Here is a 14,131-nt window from a genome sequence, read left to right on the forward strand (position 1 = left end):
AAATTTCAACGCCAGGCGCCGTGCCAAAAGTGAACCCCCGGACGTAAAGTTTCCGTAGCTGTATGCAGTAACCGGAGAATATTCATGTGGATGCTGGAACTGGCGGTGGTGCTTGCAGCCATCGTGTTGGGAACGCGACTGGGGGGAGTCGCCATCGGCTATACGGGTGGCCTGGGAGTGCTGGTGCTGACGCTGGGCCTGGGCCTGGCCCCGGGCCACATCCCGATGGACGTAATCCTGATCATCATGGCCGTGATCGCCGCCATTGCCGCCATGCAGATGGCCGGCGGGCTGGACTACATGGTGCATATCGCCGAGCGCATCCTGCGCCGCAATCCGCGGCAGGTGGTGTTGCTGGCCCCGGTGGTGACCTACATCATGACTTTTCTGGCCGGCACCGGCCACACCGCGTTCTCCACCCTGCCGGTGATTGCCGAAGTGGCCAAGGAACAGGGCATCCGCCCCTCGCGGCCGCTGAGCATTGCGGTGGTGGCCTCGCAGATCGCCATCACCGCCTCGCCCATTTCGGCCGCCGTGGTGTTCATGAGCGGCGCGCTGGAGCCGCTGGGCGTCGGCTATCTCACGCTGCTGGCCATCTGCATTCCGTCCACCTTCGTGGCCTGCATGCTCACCGCCCTGCTCACCAATTACCTCGGCGCCGAGCTGGCCGATGACCCCATCTACCAGGAGCGCCTGGCCAAGGGCCAGGTCACCGTGCGTGGCGCCACGCAGCTGCAAATCCTGCCCGGCGCCAAGAAGTCGGTGCTGATCTTCCTGAGCGCGATCGTCGCCGTGGTGCTGTATGCCACGCTGATCAGCGACAAGGTCGGCCTGATTGCCAAGCCGGTGCTGCCGCGCAACGAGGCCATCATGGTGTTCATGCTCTCGGCGGCCACCTTCATCTGTCTGCTATGCCGCATCGACACCAGCCGCATCACCTCCACCGCCACCTTCAAGTCCGGCATGAGCGCTTGCATCTGCATCCTGGGCGTGGCCTGGCTGGGCGACACCTTCATCAGCGCGCATATCGAGGACATCAAGGCCGTTTCCGGCGACATCCTGAAGCAGTCGCCCTGGCTGCTGGCAGTCGTGTTCTTCTTTGCCAGCATGCTGCTGTACTCGCAGGCCGCCACGGCCAAGGCGCTGGTGCCGTCGGCGCTGCTCCTGGGCGTCTCGCCGCTCACGGCCATCGCCTCCTTCGCCGCCGTCAGCGCCCTGTTCGTGCTGCCCACCTACCCCACGCTGCTGGCCGCCGTCGAAATGGACGACACCGGCTCCACCCGCATCGGGCGCTGGGTGTTCAACCACCCGTTCATGATTCCCGGCGTGGTCGCAATCTCGCTGAGCGTGGGACTGGGATTCCTGATTGGATCGTGGGTGCTGTAAAGCCCAGGATGCAGCGCGACTGGTGCCTGCAGTACGGACCCTCAAGGCCAGCCTGATTGCTGTACGCACCCTGTAGGGACGCTGGCCGCGCCCCACCCGCTCGCCCGACCTCAGCGCAGGAATGGCAGCTGCGTGAACACCTGCAGGATGGCAGCGTTCACCAGATCTACGAAGAAGGCCCCGACCATCGGCACGATCAGGAAGGCCTTGTACGACACCCCGTAGCGGTCGGTAATGGCCTGCATGTTCGCAATGGCGGTGGGCGTGGCCCCCATGCCGAAGCCGCAATGGCCCGCCGCCAGCACGGCGGCATCGTAGTCGCGCCCCATCACCCGGAAGGTGACGAAGCTGGCATAGAGCATCATCACCAGCGTTTGCACCACCAGGATCACCATCACCGGCAGCGCCAGCCCGGTCAGCTCCCACAGGCGCAGCGACAGCAACGCCATGGCCAGGAACAACGACAGCGATGCGTTGCCGAACACGTCGATGGCGCGGTCGAACATGTCGAACTTGAAGAAGTTGGTCAGCACGTTGCGGATGATCACGCCACCGCCCAGCGCCCAGACGAAGGTCGGCAGTTCGAACGCCGTGCCCTTGGCCACCGTGGTCATGACACCGGCAAACGCCATGCAGCCGGCAAACAGGGCCAGCGTCTCGATGGTGGACGAGGCCGTGATCAGGCGGATTTCGTCGGGCTTGTCGAACATGGCCTCATCGGGCTGGTCGCCCCCTTCGGTGTGGCGGGTGCTGTAGAGCGACTGCGACGCTGCCACGGCTTCCACGGCGGTCTGCTGTTCGGGCTTGGGCAGCTTCTGGTGGCCGATCTTGCGGATCAGGTAGCGCGCCACCGGTCCGCCGATCAGGCCGCCGGCCACCAGCCCGAAGGTCGCCGTTGCGATGCCCAGCGTGGTGGCTCCGGAGATGCCGTAGCGGCTTTCCAGCACCGGCCCCCAGGCACCGGCCGTGCCATGGCCGCCCGTCAGCGTGATGGAGCCGGTCACCAGGCCGATCAGCGGCTCCAGCCCCAGCGCAGCCGCCATGCTGACGCCCACCACGTTCTGCAACAGGATGAACGCCGCCACCACCATCAGGAAAACGGCCAGCGGCTTGCCACCCGCCCTGAGCCGGCTGAAATCCGCACTCAGGCCGATCGACGAGAAGAACATCAGCATGAAGGCGGTCTGCAGCTGCGTCTCGAACTTGAAGGTCAGGCCGAAAGCCGCGTTGAGCAGCACCACGATCAGCCCCGCCACCAGGCCGCCCGCCACCGGCTCGGGAATGTTGAAGTCCGACAGGAATTTGATCTTGACGATCAGGAAGCGGCCAAGCAGCAGAACCAGCGTGGCCAGGATCATGGTGTAGTAGCCGTTGAGTGCGATTTCCATGGGTGGGGAGTCCTCTCATCAATGGTGGCGAGCTTGTGGCTCACCTGTACTGATATGCAATTTCGGCCGATTTTGGCATGGGTTGTGCCCGGCACCGCATGCGGCAAACGACAACATGGCCGAGATCAAGAAATTACAGGCCTGACTCTGCGCGCAAAAGAAAAAGCACCCAGCCGATTTCTCGTCTGGGTGCTTGTATCTGGTGGCGCTTCACGGACTCGAACCGCGGACCTGTGGATTATGATTCCATCGCTCTAACCGACTGAGCTAAAGCGCCGAAGAACGCCATTGTAGCAGCGTTTTTTCATGCCTGCGTCATGTTTGCATGCTGTGTTGCAAAATTTTCGCAGGCAATCACCGCCAATCAGCTGTTGGTGAAGTTGGCCGGGCGCTTCTCGACGAAGGCGGCCATGCCTTCCTTCTGGTCGTTGGTGGCGAACAGGCTGTGGAACAGGCGACGCTCGAACCACACGCCATCGTTCAGCGAGCCTTCGAAGGCGCGGTTCACGGATTCCTTGCAGGCGATGGCCGTCAGGCGCGGCATGCTGGCGATGGTGATGGCGGCAGCCAGGGTCTCTTCCATCAGCTTGTCCAGCGGCACCACGCGGCTCACCAGGCTGGCGCGCTCGGCTTCCTCGGCGTTCATCATGCGGGCGGTCAGGCACATGTCCATGGCCTTGCTCTTGCCCACGGCGCGCGGCAGGCGCTGCGTGCCGCCGGCACCGGGAATCACGCCCAGCTTGATTTCGGGCTGGCCGAACTTGGCGTTGTCGGCAGCGATGATGAAGTCGCACATCATGGCCAGCTCGCAGCCGCCACCCAGGGCAAAGCCGCTCACGGCAGCGATCACCGGCTTGCGGATGGTGCGGATGGTTTCCCAGTTGCGGGTGATGAAGTCACCGCCGTAGGCATCGGCAAAGCCGTACTTGGCCATCAGCGTGATGTCGGCGCCGGCGGCAAAGGCCTTCTCGCTGCCGGTGATGACCATGCAGCCGATGGCGTCGTCCGCATCGAAGGCCTGCAGGGCCTGGCCCAGCTCGTTCATCAGCGTGTCGTTCAGGGCGTTGAGTGCCTTGGGACGGTTCAGCGTGATAACGCCAACCTTCTCGGCTTCGACGCGCGTGGTAATGCATTCATAGGTCATGGTCAGGCTCCTCGCAGGATTCTTGTGAGTGGAAAAATGTACCCCGTCACTATACCCTGTTGCGCCGCCGCTCCGATGCCTGCACCCGACGTGCAACAGTCACCCGCGCACAAAAGGGAACTGGGATAATGCAGCCCCATGTCTGCTGTTCTCGACCGGCCGCCGCTGTGGCGGTCCGCATTAGCGCTGTTCCGGGGTTTCGATCCCCTGCTGACCCTGGCCATCCTGCTACTGATGGGCATCGGCCTGACGGCCATGTATTCATCCGGCTTCGACCATGGCACGCGCTTTGTCGACCATGGCCGCAACATGCTGCTGGCTTTGGGCATCATCTTCGTCGTGGCACAGATTCCGCTGCAGCGCCTAGCACAGCTGGCGGTGCCGCTCTATACGCTGGGCGTGATCATGCTGGTGGCCGTGCTGCTGTTCGGCATCACCAAGAAGGGCGCCACGCGCTGGATCAACGTGGGCGTGGTGATCCAGCCGAGCGAACTGCTCAAGATCGCCATGCCGCTGATGCTGGCCTGGTGGTTCCAGCGGCGCGAAGGCTCGCTCTACGCCATCGACTTCATCATCGCCGGCCTGCTGCTGATGCTGCCCGTAGGCCTGATCATGAAGCAGCCCGACCTCGGCACCTCGCTGCTGGTGCTTCTTGCCGGCGGCGCCGTCATCTTCTTTGCCGGCCTGAGCTGGAAGCTGGTATTGCCGCCAGTGCTGCTGGGCGCCATCGGCATCGGCCTGCTGATCGCCTTCGAGCCCAGCCTGTGCAAGCCCGGCGTGGACTGGCATGTGCTGCATGAATACCAGCGCCAGCGCGTCTGCACCCTGCTCGATCCCACGCGCGATCCGCTCGGCAAGGGCTTCCACATCCTGCAGGGCATGATTGCCATCGGCTCCGGCGGCGTGTGGGGCAAGGGCTTCATGCAGGGGACGCAGACCCACCTCGAGTTCATTCCCGAGCGCACCACCGATTTCATCTTCGCTGCCTATTCGGAAGAATTCGGCATGGTGGGCAACCTGGCGCTGCTGGCTGCCTATCTGTTCCTGATCTTTCGCATCTTCCATATTGCCGCCAGGGCGCCTACCCAGTTCGGGCGTCTGCTGGCTGGCGCCATCGGCGTCATCTTCTTCTCCTACGCCTTTGTGAATATGGGCATGGTGAGCGGCATTCTGCCGGTGGTGGGCGTACCGCTTCCCTTCATCAGCTACGGCGGCACCGCCATGATCACGCTGGGGCTGGCGCTGGGCATGCTGTTTGCCATTGCGCGCGACAAGCGCAGCTTTCATACCTGAGCGCAGGCACCCAGCGCGGGAAGCGATGCGTGACATATGCCGCGAAATACGGGAGAACCATCATTCCAGCGCTTCTTCCGGGCGCTCCCTACACGCTACCATGGGCGCTGGCAGTCTCCCGCCGGGCCTTCCTCGGCCCGACCTTCCCTACCCGCACGCAAGGAGTCCCTCCATGGCCGCCCAGTTCGACCTGAAAAAATCCAGCAACGGCAAGTTCTTCTTCTCGCTCAAGGCCGGCAATGGCCAGGTGATCCTGAGCAGCGAGATGTACGAAGCCAAGGCCAGTGCCAGCAACGGCATCGAATCCGTCAAGAAGAACGCTCCGGAAGACGCGCGCTATGACCGCCTGACCGCCAAGGACGGCTCGCCCTACTTCACCCTCAAGGCCACCAACGGCCAGGTGATCGGCCAGAGCCAGATGTACGCCAGCGAAGCCACGCGCGATGCCGGCGTCGAGTCGGTCAAGACCAACGCGCCCGGCGCGACGGTGAACGACCTGACCAGCGCCTGATTCCCGCGCTGATCCCGCCGGCAGCCATTGCCCCGCAACGCACGCGGGCAATGGCTGTTTTGCTTCCTGCCCCTACAATCCGTGCATGAACATGAGTGCCCCTTTTGCCGCTCCTGCAGTGGCCTCTCCCTCGGTCAAAGGCACGCGCGAGCGCCTGGCCATTGCCGAATCGCTGCTGCTCGAACCCTTCGGCCTGACGCGCCACCATCTGCACAAGGCGCTGGCCGCCATGCACACGCGCAAGGTCGATGACGCCGACCTGTATTTCCAGACCACCTGCAGCGAAGGCTGGAGCCTGGAGGAAGGCATCGTCAAGACCGGCAGCTTCAGCATCGACCAGGGCGTGGGCGTGCGCGCCGTTTCGGGCGAGAAAACCGCGTTTGCCTACTCGGACGACATCTCGTTCGCCTCGCTGATGGACGCCGTGCGTACCGTGCGCGCCATCGGCGCCACCGGCAAGCAGGGCCGCGTCAAGACCAGCGTCAAGGCCAAGGCTGAAAAAGTGGCGCGCAGCCGCCAGCTGTATGCGGCCTTCAACCCCATTTCCACGCTGGACAGCACCGCCAAGGTGGCCCTGCTCGAGCGCATCGAGAAAATGGCCCGCGCCAGGGATCCGCGCATCAAGCAGGTGATGGCGGGGCTGGCTGCCGAGCACGACGTGGTGCTGGTGGCCCGCGCCGACGGCACGCTGGCGGCCGACGTGCGTCCCTTGGTGCGCATGAGTCTGACGGTGATCGCCGAACAGCAGCAGGACGGACAGACGCGCCGCGAGGTCGGCTCGGCCGGCGGCGGTGGCCGCCTGGGCCTGGACTATTTCGACGATGCCCTGCTCGCCCAGTATGTGGACGAAGCCGTCAGCGCCGCCCTGACCAACCTGGAGGCCCGCCCCGCCCCCGCCGGCGAGATGGACGTGGTGCTGGGCGCCGGCTGGCCCGGCGTGCTGCTGCACGAGGCCATCGGCCACGGCCTGGAAGGCGACTTCAACCGCAAGGGCAGCAGCGCCTTCACCGACCGCATCGGCCAGCGCGTGGCCGCCAAGGGCGTGACCGTGCTCGACGACGGCACCCTGCCCGACCGCCGCGGCAGCCTGAACGTGGACGACGAAGGCAATCCGACGCAGCGCACCGCGCTGATCGAGGACGGCATCCTCACCGGCTACCTGCAGGACCGCATGAACGCGCGCCTGATGCGCGGCAAGACCACCGGCAACGGCCGCCGCGAAAGCTATGCCCACACCCCCATGCCGCGCATGACCAATACCTACATGCTGGGTGGCAGCGAGGATCCGCAGGCCATTATCGGCAGCCTGAAGAAAGGCTTGTACGCCAGCAACTTCGGCGGCGGCCAGGTCGACATCACCAGTGGCAAGTTCGTGTTCTCGGCCAGCCAGGCCTGGTGGGTGGAAGACGGCAAGCTGCAATACCCCGTCAAGGGCGCCACGCTGATCGGCAACGGCCCCGATGCCCTCACCCGCGTGGCCATGATCGGCAATGACATGCGGCTGGACAGCGGCGTCGGCACCTGCGGCAAGGAAGGCCAGAGCGTGCCGGTGGGCGTGGGCCAGCCGACCATGCGCATCAACGGCCTGACGGTGGGTGGAACGGCCTGATTTGTAAAAGTGTAAAAATTCGCTACGGCAGTTTGACAAAAGCGTCAGGCTTCGTGGTATATTAGGTTCCATGCAAGTTTCACGCGCTTTCTATTTTGGCTTTTGGTTCTCAGTCTTTGGCGGACGAGAGGCTTAAGCACAGCTGTTAAGCGCAACCCTCATGAACCGCCTGGGCTCCCCCTGGCGGTTTTTTTTCGCCCGAGTTTCAGCAACGTTTTCCTCGATCAATTTCCTCCAAAGGAGTTTTGCAGATGTCTCCCAAGTCCCAAGACAATGCCTTGTATGCGCAGCCGGCCGACAAGACCAGCCAGACCGACAACGCCCGCATCAAGAATCTCACCATGCTGCCTCCCCCGGAACACCTGATCCGCTTCTTCCCGATCAAGGGATCGCCGGTCGAATCCCTGATCAGTCGTACGCGCAAGACCATCCACGACATCATCCGCGGCAAGGATGACCGCCTGCTGGTCGTGATCGGCCCCTGCTCCATCCACGACCCGGCCGCCGCCATCGACTACGCCAAGCGCCTGGTCAAGCTGCGCGATACCTACAAGGACACGCTGGAAATCGTGATGCGCGTTTACTTCGAGAAGCCGCGCACCACCGTGGGCTGGAAAGGCCTGATCAACGACCCCTACCTGGACGAGAGCTGCCGCATCGACGAAGGCCTGCGCATCGCGCGCCAGCTGCTGATCGACATCAACCGCCTGGGCCTGCCCGCCGGCAGCGAGTTCCTGGACGTGATCTCTCCGCAGTACATCGGTGACCTGATCAGCTGGGGCGCCATCGGTGCGCGCACCACCGAAAGCCAGGTACACCGCGAGCTGGCCAGCGGCCTGTCGGCCCCGATCGGCTTCAAGAACGGCACCGACGGCAACATCAAGATCGCCACCGACGCCATCCAGGCTGCCTCGCGCGGCCACCACTTCCTGTCGGTACACAAGAGCGGCCATGTGGCCATCGTGCAGACCGATGGCAACCCGGACTGCCACGTGATCCTGCGCGGCGGTAGCAAGAACACCAACTACGACACCGACAGCGTCAAGCACGCCTGCAACGAGCTGGAAGGCGCCAAGCTGCACGGCAGCGTGATGGTGGACTGCAGCCATGCCAACAGCAGCAAGAAGCACGAGCGCCAGGTGGAAGTGGCGCGCGATATCGCCGGCCAGATCGCCGGCGGCTCGAAGAAGGTGTTCGGCGTGATGATCGAGAGCCACATCCACGGCGGCGCGCAGAAGTTCACGCCCGGCAAGGACCAGGTGAAGGATCTGGAATACGGCAAGAGCATCACCGATGCCTGCCTGGGCTGGGACGATTCCATCCAGGCGCTGCAGCTGCTGTCCGACGGCGTGCTGGCCCGCCGCAAGCACAAGTAAGCCCAAAGACCGCAAAGCGCCAGCCAATTGTCGGGCTGGCGCTTTTTTTCGTCTGCAAAAGCGCTACTTTCAGGGTTTGTCCTATCCTGCAAACCCCCTGCCGACGCTGTGCGAATTGTCGTCAGATGGTATGCTCTTTTACATTGCCGGCCTTCCGGCCATATGGCGCATTACCATTCCAACAATTTCCGGAGACAACCATGCAAAGCGAACTCAAGGTCAAATTCAATGCGCGCGACGAATTCGTGCTGCCGCTGGAACACGTGCCGCAGATGGATTCCCACGCCGCACGCCAGTGGCTGGACGGCGAGTTCACGCGCATGGAGTGCGAACCGATTCGCGGCTCCGGCAAGGTCCTGAACGCCGACAAGGTGGTGCGCGTGGCCCAGGCTGCCGGTGTCAGCGGTTTCGCCAACGCCGAATGGGCCCAGGCCTTCGCCAGCGCCGCGCGTGCCGCCCTGGCCAAGGATGTGATCGTGATCGATACGGAAAACACCGCAATCTCCTTCTGAGACCGCACGCACGCCGGGCTTGAGGAAGCACAAGCGCCGGCTTTTTTCGTCGGTAATTTCCCTGAAACGTGTCGATGCGGCGGACATCCGCCGCTATGCTGGATCCTGACCCTGCACGGGCGTTCTGTTCGCGCAGGGCTTCCTTTCCGCTTCAGACAGGAGACCAGCCATGATCTATCCCGCCCCCGGCCAGGCCGGCGCCCCGGTGCAATTCAAGGCCCGCTACGAGAACTTCATCAACGGGCAGTGGACGCCCCCGGTGAAGGGCAAGTATGCGGACAACGTCACCCCGATTACCGGCAAGCCCTACTGCCAGGTGCCGGACGGCACGGCAGAGGATATCGAGCTGGCGCTGGACGCAGCCCATGCCGCCAAGGACAAGTGGGGCCAGACCTCCACCACCGAGCGCAGCAACATCCTGATCAAAATCGCCGAACGCATCGAGGCCAACCTGGAAAAGCTGGCCTATGCCGAAACCGTGGACAACGGCAAGCCGATCCGCGAGACCATGGCGGCCGACATCCCGCTGTCTGCCGACCATTTCCGCTATTTCGCCGGCTGCATCCGCGCGCAGGAAGGCGGCATCTCCGAGATCGACGCCACCACCATTGCCTACCATTTCCATGAACCGCTCGGCGTGGTCGGCCAGATCATTCCCTGGAACTTCCCGATCCTGATGGCCGCGTGGAAGCTGGCGCCCGCGCTGGCAGCCGGCAACTGCATCGTGCTCAAGCCCGCTTCGGCCACGCCCACCAGCATTCTGGTGCTGATGGAGCTGATCGCCGACCTGCTGCCGCCCGGCGTGCTCAACATCGTCAACGGCTCCGGCCGCGCCGCCGGCATGACGCTGGCCTCCAGCCCGCGCATCGCCAAGATCGCCTTCACCGGCTCCACCTCCACCGGCCGCGTCATCGCCCAGGCCGCCGCCAACAGCCTGATTCCGGCCACGCTGGAGCTGGGCGGCAAGTCGCCCAACATCTTCTTCGAGGATGTGATGGACAAGGATGATGCCTATCTGGACAAGGCGGTGGAAGGCCTGGTGCTGTTTGCCTTCAACAAGGGCGAAGTCTGCACCTGCCCGTCGCGCGCGCTGATCCAGGAATCGATCTACGAGCGCTTCATGGAGCGCTGCCTCAAGCGCATCGCCGCCATCAAGCACGGCAACCCGCTGGATACCGAAACCATGCTGGGCGCACAGGCCTCCGAAGAGCAGGTGACCAAGATCGGCTCCTACCTGGAACTGGGCAAGCAGGAAGGTGCCGAGGTGCTGTGCGGCGGCGAGCGCGCGCAGATGCCGGGCGATCTGGCCGGTGGCTACTACATCCAGCCGACGCTGTTCAAGGGCCACAACAAGATGCGCGTATTCCAGGAGGAGATCTTCGGCCCGGTGCTGGCCGTGACCACCTTCAAGGACGAGGCCGAAGCGCTGGCGATTGCCAACGACACCATCTACGGCCTGGGTGCCGGCGTGTGGAGCCGCAATGGCAACATCGCCTACCGCATGGGCCGCGGCATCAAGGCCGGCCGCGTCTGGACCAACTGCTACCACCACTATCCGGCGCATGCCGCCTTCGGTGGCTACAAGGAATCCGGCATCGGCCGCGAGAACCACAAGATGATGCTGGCGCACTACCAGCAGACCAAGAACCTGCTGGTGAGCTACAGCGAGAACAAGCTGGGCTTTTTCTGAGCAGCCCTGACATAGGCCGGCATGCCTGCATCGTACCCGGCGATGCAGGCTGCCTATTTCTTCAGGAGACAGACATGGTTGATCGTGTCGTGGCCACTCCGGAGGCCTTGGAACTGATCCGGCAACTGCAGCAGGAACACGGCGAGCTGATGTTCCACCAGTCCGGCGGCTGCTGCGACAACAGCGCGGCCAACTGCTACCTGCCCACCGACCTGACCATCGGCATCCGCGATCTGAAGCTGGGTGAAGTGGGCGGCGTGCCGTTCTACATCAGCAAGACCCAGTTCGAAACCTGGAAGCACACCCAGCTGATCCTGGACGTGATCGACGGCCGCGGCGGCACGTTTTCGCTGGAGGAGCCGACCGGCAAGGCCTTCCATACCCGCTCGCGCGTGTTCACGCCCGAGGAGCAGGCCTGGCTGGAACAGCACCCCCCGCAGGACATGGCGCCGGACCTGTCCTGAGGCGTTCGGGCAGGGCTGGCTGGGCCTACAATGCCAGCCATGCATATCCACATTCTCGGCATTTGCGGCACCTTCATGGGTGGTGTCGCGGCGCTGGCCCGCGAGGCGGGCCACAAGGTCACCGGCTGCGACGCCGGCGTCTATCCCCCCATGAGCGACCAGTTGCGCGCGCTCGGCATCGACCTGATCGAGGGCTTTGGCGCGGAGCAGACGGCGCTGCAGCCGGACATGTACGTGATCGGCAACGTGGTGAGCCGGGCGCGGCTCGATGACGGCACGCCGAAGTTTCCGCTGATGGAAGCCATTCTGGACCAGGGCCTGCCCTATACCAGCGGGCCACAGTGGCTGTCCGAGCATGTGCTGCAGGGCCGCCATGTGCTGGCCGTGGCGGGCACGCACGGCAAGACCACCACCAGCGCCATGCTGGCCTGGATTCTGGAAGCCGCCGGCCTGCAGCCGGGCTTTCTGGTGGGGGGCGTGCCGCTCAACTTCGGCGTCTCGGCCCGCCTGGGCGAAGTGGCGCCCGGCCATGCGCGCAACTATTTCGTGATCGAGGCCGACGAGTACGACACCGCCTTCTTCGACAAGCGCAGCAAGTTCGTGCACTATCGTCCGCGCACGGCGATCCTGAACAACCTCGAATTCGACCACGCCGACATCTTCGACAATCTCGCGGCCATCGAGCGCCAGTTCCACCATCTGGTGCGGACCGTGCCGTCCACCGGCTGCGTGGTGGCCAACGGGCTGGAAGAATCGCTGACGCGCGTGTTGCACCAGGGTTGCTGGAGCCCCGTGCGCACCTTCGGCAGCACCGTGAGCGACTACAGCGCCGAGGGCGAGCCGCATGACTTTGCCGTGCTGTACCAGGGCCGCACGGTGGGCCGCGTGCAGTGGGCCTGGAGCGGCGTGCACAACCAGCTCAACGCGCTGGCAGCGATCGCCGCCGCCGCGCACGTGGGCGTGGACCCGGCCGTGGCGGCCGAGGCACTGGGACGCTTTGCCAATGCGCGCCGCCGCATGGAGGTGCGTGGCACGGTCGAGCGTGAGGGCGGCGTCGTTACCGTGTATGACGATTTTGCGCACCACCCCACGGCGATCCGCACCACGGTGGACGGACTGCGCCGCAAGCTCAATGCCGAGGGCCGCAGCAACGACCGCATTCTGGCCGTGTTCGAGCCGCGCAGCAACACCATGAAGCTGGGCACGATGAAGTCGCAGCTGCCCTGGAGCCTGGAGCAGGCCAATCTCGCAATCTGCCACAGCGGCGGGCTGGACTGGGATGCCGCCGAAGCGCTGGAAGAAATGGGCGCGCGCGCCCAGGTGGCCGCCGATGTACCGTCCGCCATCGCCCAGGTGCTGGCGGCCGTGCAGCCCGGCGATCATGTACTGTGCATGAGCAATGGCGGGTTTGGCGGCATCCACGGCAAGCTGCTGGAGCAACTGGCCGCAAAGGGCTGAGCCATGAACGGCCTGCATGAGACGGAACTGCTGCAGACGGCGGCCCGTCTGGTGGTGGAGGAAGGCATGGACTACGGGCCGGCCAAGCAGCGCGCCGTGAAGCAGCTCAAGCTGCCGGCACGCACCGCCCTGCCCGACAACGAGGCGCTGGAGGCGGCCGTGCGCGAGTACATCGCGCTGTTCTGTGCCGACACCCAGCCCGGCGAACTGGCTGCGCTGCGCGAACTGGCGCTGCTGTGGATGGAGCGTCTGGCGGAATTCCAGCCCCTGATCGGCGGCGCCATCTGGCATGGCACGGCCACGCGCCTGAGCGATATCTACCTGCAGCTGTTCAGCGATGACCCAAAAGCCGTAGAAATCGTATTACTTAATCAAGGTGTAGACTATGAGGCAACCCGTGTAGGCGGGCTGCAAGGTGCGGTGGATGCGCTCAGCATCCACGCCTGGTGCGAAGGGCTGGAGGAGGATGTTGGCGTTCACCTGCTGGTGAACGACACCCTGGCCCAACGCGGTGCCCTGCAACCCGACGGCCAGGGCCGGCGCCCTCGTGGCACCGCTGCCCAGTTGCGGCAGCGCATGCAGCAGGAGCCTGCCGCCTGACCCCTGTTGACCTCCCATCTCCCTGATCTGCCATGACATCACCCAGGAAAAACCCCGCAGCCGCCCCGACCCGTCGTGGCTGGCTGGGATGGGCCGCCGCTGCCGCCGGACTGGGCGCCGCCGGCCTGGCCGCCTGGCGTTTCGGCGCCGGCCCTTCCGTACCGCAACCACCGGCCGACTGGTGGAGCCAGCGCCTGGCGCCGCCGCAGGGCGATGGCACGGTGGCGCTTTCCACCTTCCGCGGCAAGCCGCTGGTACTGAATTTCTGGGCCACCTGGTGCCCGCCCTGCATCCGCGAACTGCCTTTGCTGGACGCCTTCTACCAGCAACATCGCCAGAACGGCCTGCAAATGCTGGGAATTGCCGTGGATCAGCCGGAAGCCGTGATGCGCTTCCTGCGCCAGCGGCCGCTGGATTTTCCGGTGCTGCTGGCCGGCGACGCCGGCATGGGCCTGGCCCTGCCGCTGGGCAACAATCGCAATGCCCTACCCTTCAGCGTGCTGTTCAATGCCGATGGCGAAGCGCTGGAACACCGGCTGGGTGAGATCGACCAGAACACCCTGGCGCGCTGGGCCGGCATGGTTCAACTCGCAAAATCATGATTACGGAAGCCATCTGCGGGTAAAATAAGTCCCAACCCGGCATGGAACATGCATTGCTCCAGCCCACCCGAATTTTTCTGCTGCGATGGCATCAGGCA

At 64.4% G+C, this 14,131-nt stretch carries 13 protein-coding genes and 1 tRNA gene; 11 read left to right on the forward strand and 3 right to left on the reverse strand.

Annotated features, from left to right (window positions below; translation table 11 throughout):
- Positions 1-84: 84 nt before the first annotated feature.
- A complete protein-coding gene (locus KKQ75_RS08875; RefSeq protein WP_213361629.1) occupies positions 85-1,386 on the forward strand; it encodes an anaerobic C4-dicarboxylate transporter in 1,302 nt (433 codons plus the stop codon).
- A gap of 110 nt (positions 1,387-1,496) precedes the next feature.
- On the opposite strand, the gene gltS is transcribed toward KKQ75_RS08875, so the two are convergent.
- The 3 genes from gltS to KKQ75_RS08890 form a co-directional block, all read right to left on the reverse strand.
- Positions 1,497-2,774 carry a sodium/glutamate symporter gene (gene gltS, locus KKQ75_RS08880; RefSeq protein ID WP_213361630.1) on the reverse strand — a complete coding sequence of 426 codons (1,278 nt, stop codon included), beginning with the start codon at positions 2,772-2,774 and terminating at the stop codon, positions 1,497-1,499.
- Between the two features lie 200 nt (positions 2,775-2,974).
- Positions 2,975-3,051: transfer RNA gene (locus tag KKQ75_RS08885), tRNA-Met, on the reverse strand.
- 87 nt (positions 3,052-3,138) lie between these two features.
- A complete protein-coding gene (locus KKQ75_RS08890) occupies positions 3,139-3,918 on the reverse strand; it encodes an enoyl-CoA hydratase (RefSeq protein WP_213361632.1) in 780 nt (259 codons plus the stop codon).
- Between the two features lie 138 nt (positions 3,919-4,056).
- On the opposite strand from KKQ75_RS08890, the gene rodA reads away from it, so the two are divergent.
- The 10 genes from rodA (at position 4,057) to KKQ75_RS08940 (ending at position 14,033) form a co-directional block, all read left to right on the forward strand.
- Positions 4,057-5,211, forward strand: a complete 1,155-nt coding sequence (gene rodA, locus KKQ75_RS08895) for a rod shape-determining protein RodA (protein ID WP_213361634.1) — start codon at positions 4,057-4,059, stop codon at positions 5,209-5,211.
- Positions 5,212-5,383: 172 nt separating this feature from the next.
- Positions 5,384-5,722: a YegP family protein gene (locus tag KKQ75_RS08900; protein WP_213361636.1), complete on the forward strand. Its 339-nt coding sequence runs from the start codon at positions 5,384-5,386 to the stop codon at positions 5,720-5,722.
- A gap of 91 nt (positions 5,723-5,813) precedes the next feature.
- A complete protein-coding gene (gene tldD / locus KKQ75_RS08905) occupies positions 5,814-7,331 on the forward strand; it encodes a metalloprotease TldD (protein ID WP_434087725.1) in 1,518 nt (505 codons plus the stop codon).
- A 251-nt stretch (positions 7,332-7,582) separates the two neighbouring features.
- Positions 7,583-8,707, forward strand: coding sequence for a 3-deoxy-7-phosphoheptulonate synthase (locus KKQ75_RS08910; protein ID WP_213361640.1), 1,125 nt, complete (start codon positions 7,583-7,585; stop codon positions 8,705-8,707).
- Between the two features lie 200 nt (positions 8,708-8,907).
- On the forward strand, positions 8,908-9,219 hold the full coding sequence (locus tag KKQ75_RS08915; RefSeq protein ID WP_213361641.1) for a hypothetical protein: 312 nt from the start codon (positions 8,908-8,910) through the stop codon (positions 9,217-9,219).
- A 169-nt stretch (positions 9,220-9,388) separates the two neighbouring features.
- Positions 9,389-10,909, forward strand: coding sequence for an acetaldehyde dehydrogenase ExaC (exaC, locus tag KKQ75_RS08920; RefSeq protein ID WP_213361642.1), 1,521 nt, complete (start codon positions 9,389-9,391; stop codon positions 10,907-10,909).
- A 74-nt stretch (positions 10,910-10,983) separates the two neighbouring features.
- On the forward strand, positions 10,984-11,373 hold the full coding sequence (locus tag KKQ75_RS08925) for a DUF779 domain-containing protein (protein ID WP_213361643.1): 390 nt from the start codon (positions 10,984-10,986) through the stop codon (positions 11,371-11,373).
- Between the two features lie 39 nt (positions 11,374-11,412).
- Positions 11,413-12,831 carry a UDP-N-acetylmuramate:L-alanyl-gamma-D-glutamyl-meso-diaminopimelate ligase gene (gene mpl / locus KKQ75_RS08930; protein WP_213361645.1) on the forward strand — a complete coding sequence of 473 codons (1,419 nt, stop codon included), beginning with the start codon at positions 11,413-11,415 and terminating at the stop codon, positions 12,829-12,831.
- A gap of 3 nt (positions 12,832-12,834) precedes the next feature.
- Positions 12,835-13,431, forward strand: a complete 597-nt coding sequence (locus tag KKQ75_RS08935; protein ID WP_213361647.1) for a hypothetical protein — start codon at positions 12,835-12,837, stop codon at positions 13,429-13,431.
- A 32-nt stretch (positions 13,432-13,463) separates the two neighbouring features.
- Positions 13,464-14,033 (forward strand): TlpA disulfide reductase family protein, encoded by a 570-nt coding sequence (locus tag KKQ75_RS08940; RefSeq protein ID WP_250131048.1) that lies wholly within the window; start codon positions 13,464-13,466, stop codon positions 14,031-14,033.
- The last annotated feature ends 98 nt before the right edge of the window (positions 14,034-14,131 follow it).

The sequence above is a fragment of the Brachymonas denitrificans genome, assembly GCF_907163135.1.
In the GTDB taxonomy this organism is placed as follows: Bacteria; Pseudomonadota; Gammaproteobacteria; order Burkholderiales; family Burkholderiaceae_C; genus Brachymonas; species Brachymonas denitrificans_A.